The sequence below is a fragment of the Kitasatospora saccharophila genome, from assembly GCF_039529925.1.
In the GTDB taxonomy this organism is placed as follows: Bacteria; Actinomycetota; Actinomycetes; order Streptomycetales; family Streptomycetaceae; genus Kitasatospora; species Kitasatospora saccharophila.
Genome location: NZ_BAAANS010000012.1, coordinates 60,618 through 80,319 on the forward strand (window position 1 = coordinate 60,618; position 19,702 = coordinate 80,319).

General features: G+C 73.7%; 15 protein-coding genes. 6 read left to right on the forward strand and 9 right to left on the reverse strand.

What is annotated here, in order from left to right:
- Positions 1-24: 24 nt before the first annotated feature.
- Positions 25-2,133, reverse strand: coding sequence for a glycogen debranching protein GlgX (gene glgX / locus ABD345_RS11370; RefSeq protein WP_344551863.1), 2,109 nt, complete (start codon positions 2,131-2,133; stop codon positions 25-27).
- 401 nt (positions 2,134-2,534) lie between these two features.
- Between glgX and ABD345_RS11375 the strand changes: the two genes are divergently transcribed.
- A complete protein-coding gene (locus ABD345_RS11375) occupies positions 2,535-3,782 on the forward strand; it encodes an SAV2148 family HEPN domain-containing protein (RefSeq protein WP_380272865.1) in 1,248 nt (415 codons plus the stop codon).
- Positions 3,783-3,906: 124 nt separating this feature from the next.
- Positions 3,907-4,614 (forward strand): exonuclease domain-containing protein, encoded by a 708-nt coding sequence (locus ABD345_RS11380; protein ID WP_344551864.1) that lies wholly within the window; start codon positions 3,907-3,909, stop codon positions 4,612-4,614.
- Positions 4,615-4,645: 31 nt separating this feature from the next.
- Here ABD345_RS11380 and ABD345_RS11385 read toward each other — a convergent pair whose 3' ends face one another.
- The 3 genes from ABD345_RS11385 to ABD345_RS11395 all read right to left on the reverse strand — a co-directional run bounded on the left by ABD345_RS11385 (position 4,646) and on the right by ABD345_RS11395 (position 8,991).
- Entirely contained in the window at positions 4,646-5,653 is a 1,008-nt protein-coding gene (locus tag ABD345_RS11385; RefSeq protein ID WP_344551865.1) for a polysaccharide deacetylase family protein, read from the reverse strand.
- Positions 5,654-5,823: 170 nt separating this feature from the next.
- Entirely contained in the window at positions 5,824-6,702 is an 879-nt protein-coding gene (locus ABD345_RS11390) for a phosphotransferase enzyme family protein (protein WP_380272862.1), read from the reverse strand.
- Positions 6,703-6,789: 87 nt separating this feature from the next.
- Positions 6,790-8,991 (reverse strand): MMPL family transporter, encoded by a 2,202-nt coding sequence (locus ABD345_RS11395; RefSeq protein ID WP_344551947.1) that lies wholly within the window; start codon positions 8,989-8,991, stop codon positions 6,790-6,792.
- Positions 8,992-9,497: 506 nt separating this feature from the next.
- Between ABD345_RS11395 and ABD345_RS11400 the strand changes: the two genes are divergently transcribed.
- The 3 genes from ABD345_RS11400 to ABD345_RS11410 all read left to right on the forward strand — a co-directional run bounded on the left by ABD345_RS11400 (position 9,498) and on the right by ABD345_RS11410 (position 14,116).
- Entirely contained in the window at positions 9,498-11,669 is a 2,172-nt protein-coding gene (locus ABD345_RS11400; RefSeq protein ID WP_344551866.1) for an MMPL family transporter, read from the forward strand.
- Between the two features lie 308 nt (positions 11,670-11,977).
- Complete coding sequence (locus ABD345_RS11405; protein ID WP_014135140.1) at positions 11,978-12,181, forward strand: cold-shock protein; 204 nt, start codon at positions 11,978-11,980, stop codon at positions 12,179-12,181.
- A gap of 186 nt (positions 12,182-12,367) precedes the next feature.
- Positions 12,368-14,116, forward strand: a complete 1,749-nt coding sequence (locus tag ABD345_RS11410) for a DEAD/DEAH box helicase (RefSeq protein WP_344551867.1) — start codon at positions 12,368-12,370, stop codon at positions 14,114-14,116.
- Between the two features lie 43 nt (positions 14,117-14,159).
- On the opposite strand, the gene ABD345_RS11415 is transcribed toward ABD345_RS11410, so the two are convergent.
- The gene (locus ABD345_RS11415) at positions 14,160-14,687 is read right to left on the reverse strand and encodes a MarR family winged helix-turn-helix transcriptional regulator (RefSeq protein WP_344551868.1); all 528 of its coding nucleotides are present in this window, start codon (positions 14,685-14,687) and stop codon (positions 14,160-14,162) included.
- A gap of 157 nt (positions 14,688-14,844) precedes the next feature.
- On the opposite strand from ABD345_RS11415, the gene ABD345_RS11420 reads away from it, so the two are divergent.
- Positions 14,845-15,354 (forward strand): hypothetical protein, encoded by a 510-nt coding sequence (locus tag ABD345_RS11420; RefSeq protein ID WP_344551869.1) that lies wholly within the window; start codon positions 14,845-14,847, stop codon positions 15,352-15,354.
- Positions 15,355-15,602: 248 nt separating this feature from the next.
- Here the strand turns inward: ABD345_RS11420 and ABD345_RS11425 are convergent, their stop codons facing one another.
- The 4 genes from ABD345_RS11425 to ABD345_RS11440 form a co-directional block, all read right to left on the reverse strand.
- Positions 15,603-16,331, reverse strand: a complete 729-nt coding sequence (locus ABD345_RS11425; protein ID WP_344551948.1) for a sirohydrochlorin chelatase — start codon at positions 16,329-16,331, stop codon at positions 15,603-15,605.
- A gap of 403 nt (positions 16,332-16,734) precedes the next feature.
- Positions 16,735-17,643 carry an ABC transporter permease gene (locus ABD345_RS11430; RefSeq protein ID WP_344551870.1) on the reverse strand — a complete coding sequence of 303 codons (909 nt, stop codon included), beginning with the start codon at positions 17,641-17,643 and terminating at the stop codon, positions 16,735-16,737.
- Positions 17,630-18,433, reverse strand: coding sequence for an ABC transporter ATP-binding protein (locus tag ABD345_RS11435; protein WP_380272854.1), 804 nt, complete (start codon positions 18,431-18,433; stop codon positions 17,630-17,632). Before ABD345_RS11435 ends, ABD345_RS11430 begins: the two co-directional genes overlap by 14 nt.
- Positions 18,434-18,561: 128 nt before the next feature.
- Positions 18,562-19,635, reverse strand: a complete 1,074-nt coding sequence (locus ABD345_RS11440) for an ABC transporter substrate-binding protein (RefSeq protein ID WP_344551871.1) — start codon at positions 19,633-19,635, stop codon at positions 18,562-18,564.
- Between the last annotated feature and the right edge of the window lie 67 nt (positions 19,636-19,702).

Consider the following 19,702-nt stretch of genomic DNA (forward strand, 5'->3'; position numbering starts at 1 on the left):
GGGGACGAACCGGAGCGCGGGGGCCTACGCGGGGCGCTGGAGGACCACCAGGGCGCGGTCCGGCAGGCGCAGCGTGTCGCCGGCCTTGACGCGGGGGCCGGTGCCGCGCGGGGGGAGGGTGGGGAGGGAGGTGTCGACGACGAGTTGCCAGGCTTCGCCGTGGTCGGCGGGGACGGTGAAGGCGAGCGGCTCGAAGTGGGCGTTGAACATCAGCAGGAAGGAGTCGTCGACGATCTTGCCGCCGCGGCGGTCCGGCTCGGAGATGGCGTTGCCGTTGAGGAAGACGGTCAGCGACTTCGCGTAGGTGGTGGACCAGTCCCGCTTGGTCATCTCCTCGCCGGCGGGGGTGAACCAGGCGATGTCGGTGAGGTCGTCGTGGGTGCCGGAGACCGGGCGGCCGTGGAAGAAGCGGCGGCGGCGGAAGACCGGGTGGTCGCGGCGCAGCCAGATCATGCCCTGGGTGAACTCCAGCAGGGAGGCGTCGGCGCCGGCCCAGTCGACCCAGGTGAGCTCGGAGTCCTGGCAGTAGGCGTTGTTGTTGCCGCGCTGGGTGCGCCCGGCCTCGTCGCCGTGGCAGAGCATCGGGACGCCCTGGGAGAGCATCAGGGTGGCGACGAAGTTGCGCTGCTGGCGGGCCCGCAGGTCCAGGACGGCCGGGTCGGTGGTGTCGCCCTCGGCGCCGCAGTTCCAGGAGCGGTTGTGCGACTCGCCGTCCCGGTTGTCCTCGTGGTTGGCCTCGTTGTGCTTGTCGTTGTAGGAGACCAGGTCGCGCAGCGTGAAGCCGTCGTGGCAGGTGACGAAGTTGATCGAGGCGATCGGGCGGCGGCCGTCGTCCTGGTAGAGGTCGGAGGAGCCGGTCAGCCGGGAGCCGAACTCGGCCAGCGTGGCGGGTTCGCCGCGCCAGAAGTCGCGGACGGTGTCCCGGTACTTGCCGTTCCACTCGGTCCACAGCGGCGGGAAGTTGCCGACCTGGTAGCCGCCCTCGCCGAGGTCCCAGGGCTCGGCGATCAGCTTGGCCTGGGAGACCACCGGGTCCTGCTGGACCAGGTCGAAGAACGAGGAGAGCCGGTCGACCTCGTGGAACTGCCGGGCCAGCGTGGCGGCCAGGTCGAAGCGGAAGCCGTCCACGTGCATCTCGGTGACCCAGTAGCGCAGCGAGTCCATGATCATCTGGAGCACGTGCGGACTGCGCATCAGCAGCGAGTTGCCGGTGCCGGTGGTGTCCTCGTAGAAGCGCTGGTCCTTGGCGAGCCGGTAGTAGGAGGCGTTGTCCAGGCCGCGGAAGGAGAGCGTCGGGCCCAGGTGGTTGCCCTCCGCGGTGTGGTTGTAGACCACGTCGAGGATCACCTCGATCCCGGCCGCGTGCAGCGCCTTCACCATCGACTTGAACTCCTGCACCTGCTGGCCGCGGTCGCCGGTGGAGGAGAACGAGGAGTGCGGGGCGAAGAAGCCGACCGTGTTGTAGCCCCAGTAGTTGGACAGCCCCAGGTCGCGCAGCCGGTGGTCGCGGACGAACTGGTGCACCGGCATCAGCTCGATCGCGGTCACGCCCAGCTTCGCCAGGTGCTCGATCACCGCCGGGTGGGCCAGGCCCGCGTAGGTGCCGCGGATCTCCTCCGGGATGCCCGGGTGCCGCTTGGTCAGGCCCTTCACGTGCGCCTCGTACAGCACGGTGCGGTGGTAGTCGGTGCGCGGCGGCCGGTCGGTGCCCCAGTCGAAGTACGGGTTGATCACCACCGAGTGCATGGTGTGCGGCGCCGAGTCCAGGTCGTTGCGGCGCTCGGGCGCGCCGAAGTGGTAGCCGTACACCGACTCGTCCCAGTCGATGTTCCCGCTCATCGCCTTCGCGTACGGGTCGAGCAGCAGCTTCGAGGCGTTGTGCCGCTGGCCCAGGCCCGGCTGGTACGGGCCGTGCACCCGGAAGCCGTAGCGCTGGCCGGGCTGCACGCCCGGGAGGTAGGCGTGCCGGACGAAGGCGTCGGTCTCGCGGAGCTCGACCACCGTCTCGGTGCCGTCCTCGGCGAGCAGGCAGAGTTCGATCCGGTGCGCGCTCTCCGAGAACACGGCGAAGTTCGTGCCCGCACCGTCGTAGGTGGCGCCGAGCGGATACGGTTGCCCCGGCCAGACCTGCATGAGACCCCAACTTCCTTGCGCAAGACGCGAACTGGCGCTCCCACGGGGGATTCCCGGCGGAGCGCCCGGCCATGTGCGGGGCGGCAGCGGCGTGACGCACGGCACATTGCGCATACTCCCCGGCGGGGGCCGGAACTCCCCGCCCATTCGCCCGTGGTTCGCCCGAACGGGTGTCCTGACGGCCCGGCCCGTCGGCGTGGCGCGGTCGGACGGTGACGCACCGTCGGGAGCCGGTCCGCTTGCTGTCAAGAGGGCTGCGGCCCGGCGGCGGCGGGCGATACCCTTGATCGTCCGGACCGCGAGCCCCGGGCCCGTGCGGCGTGCGACCAGGGCCGCCGCGGTGGAGCGAAACAGCGGACGCACCGTCACCCGCGGGGGACGGACGAGAGGTGAGGTAGCGGATGGGGTTCCCCGCCGGCGGCGACGGCACGGACCCGCGGGCCGGGAGCAGCGAGGCCCCCACGCTGATCGTCCGCGGCGGCCGCGGCCCGCTGCCCCCGCAGAGCGGCCCGCTGGAGGGGATGCCGCCCGCCTGGGCCGCCGAGCAGTGGGAGGACGCCTACCGCCGGGTCCGGCTGACCGGCCGCGCCTACGTCTGGCTCAACCTGGTCGAGCAGCGGATGCGCGCCCTGGTCGACGAGGTGCTGCGCCCGGTCTACGCGCCCGCGCACGGCGAGGAGTGGGTCACCGCCGCCGCCGGACCGGCCGGCGAGGAGTGGGTGCACCGGGCCGCCGCCGTCCGCGAGGTCTCCCGCCGCAAGGGCTACCTGCTGGACCCGCTGGACGACGACCCGCTGGTCTTCCTCACCCTGCCGCAGCTGCGCGAACTGATGGTGCAGCACTGGCCGTGCTTCGAACCGCACCTGGTGGACCGCCGGGAGGTCGAGCTGGCCCTGGACGAACTGGAGGTCGCCCGGCACGTGGTCTCCCGCAACCGGGCCCTGTCGCAGACCGTCCTCGACCAGACCGAGCGGGCCGCCGCCCGGCTGCTCGCCCTGCTCGACGGCGCGCACGGCGGCGTCCCCGCCGACGTGGTCGAGGAACTCGTGGCCGGGCGGTACGCCGACGTGGTCGCCGTCCACCCCGACCGGGTCCGGCTGCAGCGCGACCTGCCGGTCGAGGACCTGCTCGACGGCGCCCGGCGGCTCGACGCGGTCGGCATCGGCCTGGGCATGCTCTGCCAGAACTACACCGGCAAGCGGCTGGTCAAGCTCGCCTCCGACGGCTGCCGGGTGCGGCTGCTGTTCCTCAACCCGGCCAGCAGCGCGGTACGCCGGCGCGAGCGCGAACTGGGCATCGGGCGCGGCGAGTTGGGGCGCGCCGTGGAGATGAACATCATGCACGTGCGGCGGGTGCGGGCCCGGCTGCGCGACCAGGGCAGCTTCGAGATCCGGGTGTTCGACGAACTGCCCCGGTTCACCGCGTACCTGGTCGAGGGCCAGCGCACCACCGGCGCCGGCGGGCGCCGCCGCTCCACCGACCTCGGCGTGGTCCAGCCGTACCTGCGCAAGGCGCGCGGCATCGAGTCGCCCGCGCTGGTGCTGCGCGGCGGCGCCGGGCAGGAGTCCGGCGGCACCGAGCCCGGGCTGCTGGAGGTCTACCGCGAGGAGTTCGAGGGGCTGTGGGGCGACTCCCGGCCGGTCTCCTGAACCCGCACCGGGCCGCCCGGCGGGCGCGTACCGGCCCGTCCGAGGGGCAGACGCGCCCTGGCGCTGTCACTGCGGCGCGCGATGATGGACGCACCTTGGCAGTGCTGACGGAAGGACACACCCCATGACCTGGTGGAAGGGGCCGCTCACCGGTTTCGACCTGGAGACCACCGGCACCGACCCGGAGGAGTCACGGATCGTCACCGCCGCCGTGGTCGACACCCTCGGCGGCGGCGTGCAGGGCGCCACCACCTGGCTGCTCGACCCGGGCGTGCCGATACCCGCCGAGGCCGCCGCCATCCACGGCATCACCGACGCCGAGGCCCGCGCCAACGGCCGCCCCGCCGCGGCGGCGATCGAGGAGATCGCCACCGCCCTGGCCGAGCGGCTCGCCGCCGGGCGCCCCGTGGTCGCCTTCAACGCCCCCTTCGACCTCTCCCTGCTCGACGCCGAACTGCGCCGGCACGGCCTGCCCACGCTGGCCGAGCGCCTCGGCGGCCCGGTCGGCCCGGTGGTCGACGCGATGGTCGTCGACCGCGCCCTGGACAAGTACCGCAAGGGCTCGCGCACCCTGCAGCGGGTCTGCGAGGTCTACGGCGTCGAACTGCGCGACGCGCACGAGGCCGGCAGCGACGCGCTGGCCGCCGTCCGGGTCGCCGTCGCCCTCGGCCACCGGTACCCGGACCAGGCCGGCGACCTGCCGCTGGACGAACTGCACCGGCGGCAGGTCGACTGGTACCGCAGCTGGGCCGCCGACCTGCAGGACTGGCTGCGCCGCAAGGACCCGGCGGCCGTGGTCGACCCGCGCTGGCCGCTCAAGGCCGCCTCCTGAGCGCCGCGCCGAGCGCCGCGCCGACGGGCCGTCAGGACTGCGGGAAGTCGAAGGCGTAACCCTGGGAGACCAGCCACGGCAGCAGCTGTTCGAGCGCCGCCACCGTCTGGCTGCGGTCGCCGCCGCCGTCGTGCATCAGCACCACCCCGCCCGGGCGGAGGTTCTGCTGCACGTTGGAGACGATCGCCTGCACGCCCGGGCGCGACCAGTCGCGCGGGTCGACCGTCCAGCCCAGCGACTTCATCCCCAGGTCGGCGCCGATCCGCTCGTTCTCCGCGGTGAAGTCGCCGCCCGGGGCGCGCCACCAGGTGATCTCCGGGGCGTTGCCCGCGGCCTTCTCGATGTCGGCCTTGGCGTCGCCGATCTCGGCGACCTGCTGCTCGTGGCTCTGGGTGTGCATCGGCTGCGGGTGGTCCACGGTGTGGTCGCACAGCCGGTGGCCCTCGGCGAGGATCCGCCGCACCGCCGCCGGGTGGGTCTTCGCGTTGTCGCCGATCTCGCAGAACGTCGCCTTGGCGCCGTACTGCGCCAGCAGGTCCAGCACCCGGCCGGTGGCCGGGCCCGGGCCGTCGTCGAAGGTCAGCGCCACCGTCCGCCCGCCCGAGGCGGTGTGCCGCAGCACGCCGGTGGCCGGTGCGTGGGTGGACGGCGCGGCGGTGCCGGGCGTGCCGCTCGGGCTCGGCCGGACGGGGGCCGCCGTCCGGGTCGCGGACGGGGCGGCGGACGGGGACGCGTACGGGGACGCGGACGGCGCGGCGGAGGCGGAGGTGCCGCTCGCGGACGGGGCCGGGGTGCTGCGGGTGGGGGAGGCCGGGCTCTCGCCGCCCTCGCCGGGTGTCGGCCGGGCCGCCACCGAGGAACTCCCGCCCGCCGCGCCGGTGGTGCTCGCGCTCGGTGCCACCGAGCGGTGCGCGGCGTCCCCCGCCGCGGAGGGGGAGCCCTGCGCGGCGCAGCCGGCCAGCAGGGCCGAGGTGCCGAGCAGCGCGGAGGCGCCGAGCAGGAGGGAACGTCGGGGGGCGGGTATGCGGGCCTTCACCATGGGGCGACTCCTGACGTCGTACCGGCCGCCGCGGGGCGGGGCGTCCGGTACGACGCCAGGTACGAGCGGGGTGGTTCCGTCCGGTTGTGGGCCGCGTCACAGTGCGGCGCGGAACGCCGCGCCGCGGGGCGGCCAATCGGACGGAAGCGGGCAGAACGGGAGTTAAGCGGTCAGAACGCGAACCAGCGTACTGCCGTCGCTCCGTCCCGCAGCGAGCCCACCCGGCGGCGGAACTCGGCCGCCGCGGCCGGGTTCCCGGCCGCCTGCTGGGCCACCCACGCCGCGCTCGCGGTCTCCCGGGCTCCGCGCAGCACCGCGAAGCCCGGCCAGTCGCGGACGTCCCACCCGTAGGCCGCGTCGAACGCGGCGACCTCCTCGGCCGGTACGCCGTAGCGGTCCTGACTGAGCGCCAGCACCACCAGGTCGTGCTCGCGCAGGTCCGAGGCCATGTACTCCAGGTCGAGCAGCACCGGGCCGTCCGGGGTGACGTGCACGTTGCGCGGCAGCGCGTCGCCGTGGATCGGGCCGGGCGGCAGGGCCGGGGCCAGTTCGGCGATCGCGGTGAGAAAGGTCTCCTTCCGGAGCCGGAGGAAGGCCGTGTCGGCGGGGTCGACGTGCCCCTCGGCGGCGGCCAGCCAGGCGTCCACCGGGGCCAGCAGGTCGCGTCGCCCGAGCGGGACCGGGGCCGGGCCCAGCGCGTGCAGCGCGGTCAGCAGCGGCGCCAGGTCGACCGGCCGGGCCGGGCGGACGGCCGGGGCCAGCCGGTGCCACCAGGTCACGGGGTGCTCCCGCACCACCCGCACGCCGCCGTCGGCCGGGCGCACCACCGGCACGCCCGCGCCGTCCAGCCAGCGCGCCAGCGCGAGTTCGCGCTCGGCCCGGGCGGCGTCCCCCGGGGTGCGGCCGACCTTGGCCACCAGCCCCTCGGCGGGCAGTTCGAAGACGGCGTTCTGCCCCAGCGCGAGCAGCACGGCCCCGGCCGGGTCGATCCCGGCCGGGGCGCACGCCTCCTGCAGGAGGGCCAGCGCCCTCGGTTCGTCGAAGATCACCCGTTCATTGTCGGGGGGATCCCCGGTGGGCGGTGCAGGCGGGGCCCGGGGAACCGCCGCGCCCCGGGCCCCGCCCCCGCGGCCCCGCTAGCGGCCGGCGCCGACGGGCAGCGGTTCGGCGGCCGCCCCGGCCGGCCCGCCGACCGGGCCCTCCGCCTCGATCCGGGGGAGCCAGTGCAGCCAGCGCGGCAGGTACCAGTTCTTCTCGCCGAGCAGGGTCATCACGGCGGGGAGCAGGACGGCCCGGATCACCGTGGCGTCGATCAGGACGGCGACGGCCAGGCCCACGCCCATCTGCTTCATGGACTGCATGGAGAGCGTGCCGAAGACCGCGAAGACGCCGACCATGATGACCGCGGCGCTGGTGACCACGCCGGCCGTGCTGCGGATGCCGTGGGCGACGGCGGCCCCGGTGCCCAGGCCGCGGTCCCGGGCCTCCTTGATCCGGGAGACCACGAAGACGTGGTAGTCCATCGAGAGGCCGAACAGGATCACGAACAGGAACAGCGGGATCCAGCTCTCGACCGCGCCGACGCCCGCGGTGCCGATCAGCGAGGCGCCGACGCCGTGCTGGAAGACCAGCGCGAGCACGCCGTAGGCCGCGCCGATGGAGAGCAGGTTGAGCAGGACGGCGGTCAGCGCGACCGTCAGCGACCGGAAGGAGAGCAGCATCAGCAGGAAGGCGAAGGCGACCACGAAGCCGAAGACCGGCAGCAGCGAGTCGGACATCTGCCGGTTGAAGTCGACCGACCCGGCGGTGCTGCCGGTGACCGGCGCCTCGGTGCCGGGCACCCTGCCGACCGTGGCGGGCACGACCTCCTCGCGCAGGGCCTTCAGCGCGGCGACCGAGGTCGCGTCGTTGCCGCTGCCGTACAGCGGGATGTCCACCGTCGCGACGTTCTGCTCGGCGTGCACCTTCACCTCGGTGGGGCCGTGCATCTTCCCGGTGGCGAGGGCGCGGGCCTGCAGGTCGGCGAGGGCCGCGGTCATCTCGGGGGAGGTGATGTCCCTGGCCCTGACCACCACGGTGGCGGGGGAGGGGGTGCCGGGGAAGGCGGCCTCGACCCGCTGGGAGGTGGCGACCAGGGCGTTGCCCTCGGGCAGCTGCTGCTGGAAGGTCAGGTTCGCGGTGTGCATCGTCAGCAGCGGCGCGGCGATCGCCAGCAGCACGCCGGTGGCGAGCACGGCGGCGGCCAGCGGGCGGCGCAGCACCGGGGTGAGCACCGCGTTCCAGAACCGGCCGCCCTCCCCGGCGGCGCGCCGCGAGCGGCGCAGGAAGGGCAGCCGGCCCTTCTCGACCCGGTCGCCCAGCATCGAGAGCAGGGCGGGCAGCACGGTCAGCGAGCCGAGCACGGCGGTGACCACGACCACGATGGTGGCGAAGGCCATCGACCGGAAGTCGGCCATGCCGGTGAGGAACATGCCGGCCATCGCGACCACCACGGTGATGCCGGAGACCAGGACGGCCCGGCCGCTGGTGGCGGCGGCGATCCGCAGCGCGGTGGCGTGGTCGCGGCCGGCGGCCCGCTCCTCGCGCTCCCGGCGCAGGTAGAACAGGCAGTAGTCGACGCCGACGGCCAGGCCGACCAGCAGCATCATCGAGCTGGCGTTGTCGCTGGTGTGCAGCGCGCCGGAGGCGAGGGCGACCAGGCCGCCGGCGGCGACGAAGGCGGTGATCGCCAGGACCACCGGCAGCACGGCGGCGACCACGGCCCCGAAGGCGATCAGCAGGATGCCCAGGGCGAGCGGCACGGCCGTCCACTCGGCGCGCGTGAAGTCGTCCTTGAACTGGTCGGCGAACCACTTGCCGGAGCTGGCCTCGCCGTACTCCTCGATCACGAAGCCGGTGTGCCGCTCCTTCGCCCCGGCCACCGCGTCCATCACGGCGGGCACGTTGGCGACGGCGGCCTCCTGGTCGTCCCCGTTGACGGTGAACTGCAGCAGCACCGAGTGCCGGTCCGCGGAGACCGCGCCGGTGTCGTACGGGCTGAGCGGCTCGCTGGTGCGGCCGGTGGCCCGGACGGCGGCCGAGACCTGCTCGACGGTGGACCGGAAGGCCGGGTCGTCGGCCGTCAGGCCGGCGCTCTGGACCAGCACGGTCTCGCAGGCCGGGGACTTCAGGCCCGCGTCGTCCAGGATCCGGGCGGCCCGGGAGGTCTGGCCGGGCAGCGACTCCGACTCGGTGACCTTCTCCGAGCCGTGCACGCCGCCGAGGAAGGAGGCGAGGACGACGAACAGGAGCCAGCCGAAGACCGCGGTCTTTCGGTGGCGGGCGCTCCAGGCGCCCATGGTGGCGGCGATTCCCTGCTTCACTGCTGGTTCCCCCAGGGGTGTCGGACGGCCGTGGCCGCCCCGGTCAGTGGGCCGCGGGAGCGGGCTCCGGCGGCCCGACCAACGCTAGGAAAGCGGGCCCTGACGAACCATCCGGCTAGTCACCGGCTTCTCCCTGGACCTGCCCCCAGGGGTGAGTAGGGGGTTAACCCCACCCCGGGGGTCGGGGTCTCCTCCTTGGGGTGCGGTGCGGTGTCCACCCTGAGGGGGAGCGATCTCCACCCGGAGCACGAGGTGGGAGGGCCCGCGGCCGGGTGACGATAGTGCGGGGCCGGCTCCGTGGCCGCCCCTGGGGGGCGGAACCGAAACCCACTTGCCGGGCGGCAAGTAAGGTCTCGTAGAATGCCCACTAGTCCTTACCTGCCGACCGGCTAGGCCCTGCGCGGGCCCGCGTGCCGGTCCGAGCCGTTGCCCGGTTCCCGTCCCCCGGCGGCGGTGAACCATGCCCAGGAGGCATTGCGAGCATGTTCCACCGACTTGGACACTTCGTCGTCAAGCGGGCCTGGTGGGTGATCATCGCCTGGGTGGTCGCTTCCTTCGCCCTGGTCTCCTTCGCCCCGAAGATGAGCGCCTCGACCGACGAGTCAGAGTTCCTGCCGAAGCACTACGAGTCGATCCGGGCCTCGGTCCTCCAGGAGGAGAAGTTCCCGGCGGAGTTCACGCCGGGCGCCATCCTGCTGTTCGAGCGCACCGACGGCGGCGCGCTGACCGACGCCGACAAGGCCGACATGGCCAAGGTCACCCAGGGTCTGACCGACAAGCACGTCAAGCTGGTCGAGCAGATCATCCCGCCGTCGGAGAAGAGCACCTCCCGGGACGGGCACTACGCCATGTCGATGGTCTCCATCGACAAGACGAAGATGCAGACCGACGAGTACGGCGACGCCGCCAAGGAACTGCGCACCGAGGGCAAGAAGCTCGCGGAGGGCACCGCGCTGAAGTTCCAGGTCGGCGGCCAGGCCGCGATGGCGCTGGACCAGAAGGAGTCCTCCAGCGCCACCGACGCGATCACCATGGTCGCCACCGTGGTGCTGATCGTGGTCATCGTCGGCGTGATCTTCCGCGGCGTGCTGGTCGGCTGGCTGCCGGTGCTGCTCTCGCTGCTCCCGATGATCGCCGCCAGCGGCCTGATCGCCTTCGTCACCAAGCTGTTCGACCTGAAGAGCTCGCCCATCGCCTCCGCGATCCAGATCGTGGTGATCCTCGGCGTCGGCACCGACTACTTCCTGTTCCTGATGTTCCGCTACCGCGAGCGACTGCGGGCCGGTGACGACCGCAGGTCGGCCGTGGCCAACGGCGTCGCCCGGGTCGGCGAGGCGATCGCCTCGGCGGCCGGCGCGGTCACCGTCGCCTTCGCCGTGCTGCTCCTCTCCGAGCTGGGCATGTTCACCGCGCTCGGCCCGGCGCTGGCCATCTCGGTCATCGTCACCGCGCTGGCCTCGCTCACCCTGACCCCGGCGCTGCTCGCCGTCATCCCGGCCAAGGCCACCTTCTGGCCCGGCAAGAAGTGGATGGAGGAGCCGAAGGGCGCCCGCTTCCACAAGCTGGGCAAGACCGTCGGCCGCCGTCCGGGCCTGGTCGCCGCGCTCTCCGGCGGTGTGCTGGTGGTCCTCTCGCTGGCCGGCCTCGGCTACCAGGGCACCTTCGACATGGCCAAGAGCATGATGCCGAAGGACAAGGAGTCCATGGTCGTCATGGACTCGCTCAGCAAGGGCTTCTCGGCCGGCGCCGCCGACCCGACGCACGTCTTCCTGAGCACCGCGAACAAGGGCGGCGGCCCGCTCGACGCCGCTGCGCTGGACGGCTTCGGCGCCAAGCTGGGCCAGGTGCCCGGCGTCGCCGGCGTCGCTGCCGAGCACAAGACCAGCGAGGACGGCACCACCGCCGACTTCGTGGTGACCCTGAAGGACGCCGCGGCCAGCAACGAGGCGATCGACTCGATCACCGAGCTGCGCTCCACCGCGCACGCCGCCGCCCCCAGCGGCAGCGAGGCGCTGATCGGCGGCACCTCGTCGGTCTACAAGGACATCAACCTGGCGATGACCCACGACTACAAGCTGGTCTTCCCGGTCGCGGGTCTGCTGATCCTGCTGATCCTGGGCCTCCAGCTGCGCAGCGTGGTCGCTCCCTGGTACCTGATGGCCTCGGTCGGCCTCGGCTTCGCGGCGACCCTGGGCGCCACCACGCTGGCCTTCCTCAAGATCGGCTCCGAGCCCGGTCTGATGTTCATGCTGCCGATCTTCATCTACCTGTTCGTGGTGGCGATCGGCACCGACTACAACATCCTGATCATCGCCCGCCTGCGGGAGGAGGCCCGCGAGGGCCGCAGCCCGCGCAAGGCGGCCGAGGAGGCGCTGCGGCACGCCGGTCCGACCGTCGCGGCGGCGGGCTTCATCCTGGCGGCGTCCTTCGCGACCTTCATGCTGGCGGGCAACGTGCTCTTCGCCGAGCTGGGCTTCGCCCTGTCCATCGGCATCGCGCTGGCGGCCTTCGTGATGGCGATGTTCTTCACCCCGTCCATCACCGCGCTGCTCGGCAAGAAGGCGTGGTGGCCCGGTCACGGCGCGATGCCGGACCACGGCCCCGAGTCGATCGGCGGCGGCGAGCGCGAGCCGGAGCCGGCCGGCCGGGCCTGATCCGGCGGGCGCCGGGAGGCCGGCGGCCCGGTGCGCGGGGGCATGCGGTCCGAGAGGACCGCATGCCCCCTCCGCGTGGCGGCGAAACACGGTGTGACCAGCGCAACCATTGCCGCCATTGACGAGGCCCGACGTGCTATTGTCGAAGCAGTTGCAGTATTGGTTCCCATGAACGTGTGTGTGCGCCTGCTGGTTCCAACCGACAGGCGCATTTGTTTTGTCCGGTGTTTAGTCTCCGGATGGGGATCGCGGCTACGTGGGGCGCACGAGGTGTGTGTCCCAATGCCCCAGTGAAAGTGGAGACGGTTATGGCTACCGGCACCGTGAAGTGGTTCAACAGCGAAAAGGGCTACGGCTTCATCGAGCAGGACGGCGGCGGCGCCGACGTCTTCGCTCACTACTCGAACATCCAGTCGACCGGCTTCCGTGAGCTGATCGAGGGCCAGAAGGTCGAGTTCGACGTCACGCAGGGCCAGAAGGGCCCGCAGGCCGAGAACATCCGCCCCATCTGAGTCCCGGCTCACGCCGACTCCTAGATGTCGCAGGCGAGGGCCCGTACCTCCACAGGGTACGGGCCCTCGTTCATGCCGCCCGACGGCCGGGGCGGCCCCCACTCCCTCTTTCGGCGGCCGATTCATCGTTCAGCCCCGTCGTGCCCGTGCACACCGGCTGACGGCCCCTCAGAGAGTGGAACACGCATGCCCGAACAGTCCCGTCCGCGCACCGACCAGCCCCGCACCGGGCGGTCCCGTGCCGACCAGCCCCGCGGCGAGCAGTCCCGCGGCGACGCGCCCCGCACCCGCGGCGGCCGGCCCCGCACCGGCGGTGCGCCGCGCACCGAGCAGCCGCGCCGTCCGCGCCGCGGTGCCGCCGCGCCCGCGCCCGCCGAGGACTTCACGCACGTGCAGGGCACCCCGTCCCGGCCGCCGGCGGCGAGCTTCGCCGAGCTGGAGCTGCCCGCCGGGCTGCTGAAGGAGCTCGGCGCGCAGGGCGTCACCGAGCCGTTCCCGATCCAGGCCGCCACGCTGCCGGACGCGCTGGCCGGGCGCGACGTGCTCGGCCGCGGCCGCACCGGCTCCGGCAAGACGCTGGCCTTCGGCCTGCCGCTGCTGATGCGCACCCACGGCAAGCGGGCCACCGCGCGCCGCCCGCTGGGCCTGGTGCTGGTGCCCACCCGCGAGCTGGCCCAGCAGGTCACCGAGGCGCTCGCCCCGTACGCCGGGGTGCTGAACCTGCGGATCACCACCGTGGTCGGCGGCATGTCGATCACCCGGCAGTCCAACCAGGTCCGGCGCGGCACCGAGGTGCTGGTGGCCACCCCCGGCCGACTGGACGACCTGATCCAGCGCGGGGACGTGTTCCTGGAGGACGTGGCGATCACCGTCCTCGACGAGGCCGACCAGATGGCCGACATGGGTTTCCTGCCGCAGGTCGTCAAGCTGCTGGAGCAGGTCGCCGAGGGCGGGCAGCGGATGCTGTTCTCCGCCACCCTGGACCGCAACGTGGACCGGCTGGTCAACCGCTTCCTCACCGACCCGGTCACCCATTCGGTCGACCCGTCGGCCGGGGCGGTCACCACCATGGACCACCACCTGCTCCAGCTCGACCCCGCCGACAAGGCCGAGACCACCGCCCGGATCGCCTCCCGCGAGGGCCGGGTGATCATGTTCGTGCACACCAAGCACGGCGCGGACCGCCTGGCCAAGCAGCTGCGCGCCAACGGCGTGGTCGCCGCGGCGCTGCACGGCGGCAAGTCGCAGCCGCAGCGCAACCGGGTCCTCGACCAGTTCCGCGAGGGCGAGGTCACCGCGCTGATCGCCACCAACGTGGCCGCCCGCGGCATCCACATCGACGGCCTCGACCTGGTCGTCAACGTCGACCCGCCGATCGACCACAAGGACTACCTGCACCGCGGCGGCCGCACCGCCCGGGCCGGCGAGTCCGGCACCGTCGTCACCCTGGTGCTGCCCGAGCAGCGCCGCGAGGTCAACCGGCTGATGAGCATCGCCGGGATCCGGCCGACCGTCACCAAGGTCCGCCCCGAGGACGGCGACCTCAAGCGCATCACCGGCGCCCGCACCCCCTCCGGCGTGGCCGTGACCCTGCCGGTGCCCGCGACGGCGGCCGCCCCGGTCCAGGAGAAGCCCGCGGCGGCGAACGGCGAGGGCGGCGGCGGTCGTGGCCGCGGCCGCGGGCGCGGCGGGGCCAAGCCGGTGGACGGCGAGGCGCGCCGCCGCCCGGCCAAGCGGGCCGACGCCGGACTGCCCAAGGACCTCGACATGAGCGGCAACCCGCGCCGCCCCCGCCCCAAGCAGCGCCCCGGCGGCGGGAACCCGCAGATGGCGGCGGGCTTCATCGGCAAGGCGTCCGGCCGGGCGAAGCCGGGCTCCGGCGCGAAGAGCGGCTCCAACTACGGGACCGGCCGCCAGCGCCGCAAGACGGACTGACGGCCGGTGCGGCCGGACGCCGAAGGGCTGGGCGCGGGCGCGCTCAGCCCTTCGGCGCGGTGGGGCGCTCCAGCACGGCGGTGGGCTCCGGGACGGCAGGGTCCGTCAGGGCGCCGGAGGGCCCCGCGGGCTTGGACAGTGCCCGGACGGCCGTGACCAGCGGGGCCAGCTCGGGGCGCAGTTCGGCGCCGTCGAGCGCCTCGGCGAGGGCCCGGTCGTTGGTGGGACGGGCCTCGGCCAGCAGGTCGAGGCCGGCCGGGGTGACGTTGGTGTAGATGCCGCGCCGGTCGGTCGGGCACAGGTAGCGGGCCAGCAGGCCGCGGTCCTCCAGCCTGGTGACCAGGCGGGTGGTGGCGCTCTGGCTGAGCACGACCGCGTCCGCGAGCTGGTTCATCCGGAAGTGGCCGCCGTCGCCGTCGTGCTGGTCGGAGAGCACGTCCAGCACCGAGAACTCGCGGACGCTGAGCTCGTGCCCGGCCTGCAGGGCGCGCTCGACGTGCGCCTCGATCCGGCCGTGCAGGGCGGTGAGGGCGCACCAGCCGTGCGCCAGTCCTGGGTCCGGGCGGGTCATGGCCGGGGGCTCCCTTCGTCGGCGGTCCTTGCTCTCCTGCCGGTGACAAGCTTATGCGAAGTGCGCAAATTCCCGCGCCTGCAAGTATCGCTGGTCGGTCGGTCGGCCGGCTGGTCGGCTGGTCGGCCGGTCGGTCGGTCGGGGAAGGAGAACCGGGATGGAACGGGACGCGCGGATGGACGCGCAGGAAGCGGCGCTGGACGCGTTGCTGGCGGCGCTCGGGCTGGAGGTCCGGATCGAGCCGGACGCGCGGGTCGCCGCGCTGGCCGCCCGGGCCGCCGGCTACGAGCAGTACCACCGGATCGGCCACAAGCGGCAGGCCGCGTACCGGCACCTGGCCGCGGACCGGGCGGCGGTCCGCACCCACTACCGGTCGGTGCTGGACGCGCTGCTGACCGACGACGACCCCTCCTCGCCGCGCTGGCTGGCCCAGGTGCTGGCGGTCGCGGGCGGGAGCCGGCGGCTCCAGCAGGAACTGGTCGCCGCACTGGAGGACGGCGAACCCCTGCGGCAGGTCTGCGCGGTCGGCGCCTGGCGGTGGGCGGACGCCCCGCACGGCGACCTGGAGCAGCGCTTCCGGGCGGCCCGCCGGGAAGCGGCCCGGAAAGCCGCCGACCCGTGGGTGCGCGAACGGCTGGTGGATTCGCCCGGCGCGCGCGGAAATTGACGGAACGCCAGGTTTCCGGTCACCGGACGGCCTTCGGACGGCCCTGCGGCGGCCGGTTCCCGGAGCACCGGGAGAACGGTTCGGGTACGGCCCCGGTCCGTCGCCTCGGGGACGGGAACGGGCCCGAAGTCGCTCCGGGGCTCCCGGGTGACGGCTTCGTGCAGGTCCGCGCCGACGAGTTCGACGAGTTCGGCGAGTTCGGCGGGCAGGAGGACGGTCCGGGGCGGGGCCTGGCGGAGGTGGCGCGCTCAGGCGGTGCGGGACGTCCGGGTGGGGCGGGCCAGGGCGGCTGCGGCGTGGCGGGAGAGGACCAGGCGGGCGAGTTCGGGGGCGGCGCCGAGGACCGGGGCGAGGTGGTCGGCGCCGTGGGCCGTCGCGGCGGTGGCGATCCGGTCGGGGAGCAGGCCCGGGGCCAGCAGGTAGGGGGCGACGGCGGTGGCGCGGACGGCCGGGGTGGCGCGCAGCGCGGCGAGGGCGCCTTCGACGGTGGGCGGGGCGGCGGAGGCGTGCGCGGTGGTGACGGCGGCCCAGCCCCGGGTGCGGCGCCACTCGGCGGCCACCGCGCGGGTGGTGGCGTTGGCGGCCGGGTCGGAGGAGCCGGCCGCGGCCAGCACGACGCCGGTGCGGGCCCGGACGGCCGGGTCGGCGACGTCCAGACCGGTCTCGGCCAGGCGGCGGTCCAGGGCGTCCAGCAGCAGCGGGGAGGGGCCGAGGACGTCCGCGACCGGGATCGCCGAACCGGCGGCGCGCAGGGCGGCCGGGATGTCGTGCTTGGCGTGGAAGGCGCGGTTCAGCAGCAGCGGGACGGCGATCGCGTCGGTGAGGCGTGGGGCGACCTGGGCGATGCGGGGCGCGCAGTGGTCCAGGTAGGCGGTGCTGACGGCGAGACCGGGCGCGAGGGCGCGGACGGCGGCGGCGAGCGCCTCGACGGTCGCGGCGTGGCGCGGGTCCCGGGAGCCGTGCGCGAGCAGCAGCAGCGGCGGGAGGGCGGGCGCACCGGCAGCGGGCGGCGGCGTCCGGCGCGCGGGGGCGGCGGTGCCCGGCTGCGGGGGGTGTCCTGCCGCGGCGCGCAGTTCCCCGGGCCCCTGGCGGGGCGTCGGGGTCGAGCGGGATTCGTCGTGGGGGCCGGGCGGTGCCAGGTCGCTGCGCTCCTGGCGGGGCGTGGCGGGAGAACCCTGGCGGTCCGGCTGAGGGGAGTGCCCTGCCGGGGCGCGCAGTTCCCCGGGGCCCTGGTGGGGCGGCGGGGTCGAGCGGGATGCGTCGTGGGGGCCGGGCTGGGCCGGGTCGCTGCGCTCCCGGCGGGGCGCGGCGGGGTCCGGTCGGGCCCCGCGCCCTGGTGGGGGCGCGGGGGTGGGGCGTGTGGTGCGGGGGGTCATGCGGTCAGCGGGAGTTGACGAGGAGGCCGCGGCTGCGCAGGACGTGGCGCTCCAGCGGGGAGAAGAACAGCAGGTCGATGGCGACGCCGACGAACAGGATCAGCAGGATGCCGAGCAGCACGCCGGACATGTTGGTGAACTCGCGCTGGTTCTCCAGGTACCGGCCGAGACCGAGGCCCAGGTCGGGGGAGGAGGCGATGAGTTCGGCGGCCATCAGGGAGCGCCAGGAGAAGGCCCAGCCCTGCTTGAGCCCGGCCAGGTAGCCGGGCAGGGCGGCGGGCAGCAGGATGTGGCGGGCGCCGCGCAGGCCGGTCGCGCCGAGGGTCTGGCCGGCCCGCAGGTAGATCGGCGGGACCTGGTCGATGCCGCTGATCAGGCCGTTGGCGACGGACGGGACGGCGCCGAGCAGGATCACCGCGTACATCGCGGAGTTGGTGATGCCGAGCCAGATGATCGCGGCCGGCACCCAGGCCACCGAGGGCAGCGACTGCAGGCCGGAGAGGACCGGGCCGATCGCGGCCCGCACCGGCTTGACCCGGGCGACCAGCAGGCCGATCGGGGTGCCGATGACGACGGAGAGCACGAAGCCGGACAGGCCGCGCCAGACGCTGGTCCAGATGATCGAGAACAGCGTTCCGGCGTACCAGAGTTCGGTGAGCGAGTCCCAGACGTCGGCGGGGCTGGGGAGCTTGTCGGGGGTGGTGAGTTCCAGGCTGTAGGCGATCTGCCAGACGGCCAGGACCAGCACCACGCCGAGGATCGGCGGCAGGACCTTCTGGCGCAGCACGGTGGAGAGCGGGGTGCGCTGCTCCTGGACGGTCTCCAGGGCGTCGAGGCCGGCCTCGACGCTGGCGGACTCGGCGGCCCCGGCGTCCTTGGCGAGGGGAGTGGCGGCGGTGTCAGTGCTGGACATGGCGGCGGATCTCCCCACGCAGTTCTTCGGTGATCTCGATGGACAGGTCCGCGACTCCGGCCGACTCGATCCGGCGCGGCTGCGGCAGGTCGATCCGCCACTCCTTGGCGATCCGGCCGGGGCGGGAGGAGAGCAGCACGACGCGCTGGGCGAGGCGGACGGCCTCGCGGACGTTGTGGGTGACGAACAGGACGGCGAGCTGCTTCTCCGCCCAGATCCGGGTGATCTCGTCGTGCAGGACGTCGCGGGTGATGGCGTCGAGCGCGGCGAACGGCTCGTCCATCAGGAGCACCTGGGAGCCCTGGGCGAGCGAGCGGGCCAGCGCGACGCGCTGGCGCATGCCGCCGGACAGCTCGTGGACGCGCTTCTTGTACGAGCCCTGGAGGCGGACGAGTTCGAGCAGCCGCTCGGCCTCGGGGCGGCGCTCCTCCTTGGGGACGCCGGCCAGCCGCAGCGCGAGCTCGATGTTCTTGCCGGCGGTGAGCCAGGGGAACAGCGCGTGGTCCTGGAACATCAGGGCGGGGCGGCCGCCGGGCACCTCGATGCTGCCGGAGGTCGGCTTGTCCAGGCCGGCCACCAGGTTGAGCAGGGTGGACTTGCCGCAGCCGGAGGCGCCGAGCAGGGTGACGAACTCGCCGGGTGCGACGGTGAGGGAGATGTCCTCCAGCACCGGTGCGGCGGTGCCGGGGCGGCCGAAGGTCTTGTGCACGTGCGAGATCCGGACGGCGGTGTCGCCGTCCGGACGGCCCGCGCCGGGGGCGTCGGGCGAGGTGGTCAGTGCCGTGGTCACGGGCACCTCCTGCGGGTGTGGTTCCGGGCAGGGCGGGGATCGGTGTCCGGGGTCCGGCCCCGCGCCCGCCCGGTGAGTGGGCATCGGTTGGGCGGGCGCGGGGCGCGGACCTCGGGGCCTGGGAGGACTTACTTGGTGCCCAGACCGGCGTCGGCGACGGCGGGCTGGTTGTTCTCCTTCAGCACCTTGTTGAGCAGGCTCAGGTCGTAGATCCCGGCCAGGTTGGGCTTCTTGAGCAGCCCGGCGTTGACGGCGTGGTCGGCCTCGGCCTGCAGGGTGCTCGCCAGCGGGTCGTCGATGAAGTCGATGTCCTGCCAGGCCGGGTCGAGGACCGCGGCGTCCAGCGAGTTGCCCGCGTCGGCCTTGATCTGGGCGTTGGCGACGTCCTTGGCCTGGGCCGAGTTGGCCTTGATCCAGGCGTTGGTCTTCACCGAGCCGCGCAGCACGGCCTCCACCACGTCCGGGTGCTCCTTGAGGAACTTCTGCGAGACGATCAGGTTGGTGATGACGAACTTCTTGTCCGGCCAGACGTCCTTCTCGTTGAGCAGGACCTTCGCGCCCAGGGTGACCAGCTTGGAGGCGGTCGGCTCGGGCACCCACGCGCCGTCGATGGAGCCGGACTTGTACGCGTCGGGGGTGACCTTGTTGTCGGTGCGGAGCACCTTCACGTCGCCGTCGCCGGTCTGGGCGTCGACCTTGTAGCCCTTCTCCGCCAGGTAGTTGAGCAGGGCGACGTCCTGGGTGTTGCCGAGCTGCGGGGTGGCGATCTTCTTGCCCTTGAGGTCGTCCAGGGTGCTGATCTTGTCCGGGTTGACGACCAGCTTGACGCCGCCGGAGGCCGAACCGCTGATGATCTTCAGCGACTTGCCCTCGGACTTGGTGAACCCGTTGATGGCGGGGGAGGGGCCGATCCAGCCGATGTCGATCGAGCCGGCGTTCAGCGCCTCGATCTCCGCCGGGCCGGCGTTGAAGACCTGGGTCTTGATCTGGGTGCCGCCCAGCTCCTGCTGGATGATGCCCTGCTTGAGGCCGACCAGCGCGGTGCCGTGGGTGAGGTTGGCGAAGTAGCCGATCTTCACGGTGTCCGCGGACAGCTTGGCGCCGCTCGCGGCCGGCTTGGCCGAGGCGCTGTCGTCGCTCTTGGAGCCGTAGGAGCAGGCCGACAGCAGGCCGGCGGTGGTCAGCACGGCGACGGTCGCCACGGCGGCGCGTCTGATCCGGCCCGCGCGGGGGCGTGCGGAGGTATGGGTGAGCTCGGTGCTCGGTGCC

Excerpts from the sequence above, each read along its gene's own strand:
- glgX (WP_344551863.1), bottom strand. The coding sequence starts at position 2,133 with ATGCAGGTCTGGCCGGGGCAACCGTATCCGCTCGGCGCCACCTACGAC.
- ABD345_RS11375 (WP_380272865.1), top strand. The coding sequence starts at position 2,535 with ATGGGGTTCCCCGCCGGCGGCGACGGCACGGACCCGCGGGCCGGGAGC.
- ABD345_RS11380 (WP_344551864.1), top strand. The coding sequence starts at position 3,907 with ATGACCTGGTGGAAGGGGCCGCTCACCGGTTTCGACCTGGAGACCACC.
- ABD345_RS11385 (WP_344551865.1), bottom strand. The coding sequence starts at position 5,653 with ATGGTGAAGGCCCGCATACCCGCCCCCCGACGTTCCCTCCTGCTCGGC.
- ABD345_RS11395 (WP_344551947.1), bottom strand. The coding sequence starts at position 8,991 with ATGGGCGCCTGGAGCGCCCGCCACCGAAAGACCGCGGTCTTCGGCTGG.
- ABD345_RS11400 (WP_344551866.1), top strand. The coding sequence starts at position 9,498 with ATGTTCCACCGACTTGGACACTTCGTCGTCAAGCGGGCCTGGTGGGTG.
- ABD345_RS11405 (WP_014135140.1), top strand. The coding sequence starts at position 11,978 with ATGGCTACCGGCACCGTGAAGTGGTTCAACAGCGAAAAGGGCTACGGC.
- ABD345_RS11410 (WP_344551867.1), top strand. The coding sequence starts at position 12,368 with ATGCCCGAACAGTCCCGTCCGCGCACCGACCAGCCCCGCACCGGGCGG.
- ABD345_RS11415 (WP_344551868.1), bottom strand. The coding sequence starts at position 14,687 with ATGACCCGCCCGGACCCAGGACTGGCGCACGGCTGGTGCGCCCTCACC.
- ABD345_RS11420 (WP_344551869.1), top strand. The coding sequence starts at position 14,845 with ATGGAACGGGACGCGCGGATGGACGCGCAGGAAGCGGCGCTGGACGCG.
- ABD345_RS11430 (WP_344551870.1), bottom strand. The coding sequence starts at position 17,643 with ATGTCCAGCACTGACACCGCCGCCACTCCCCTCGCCAAGGACGCCGGG.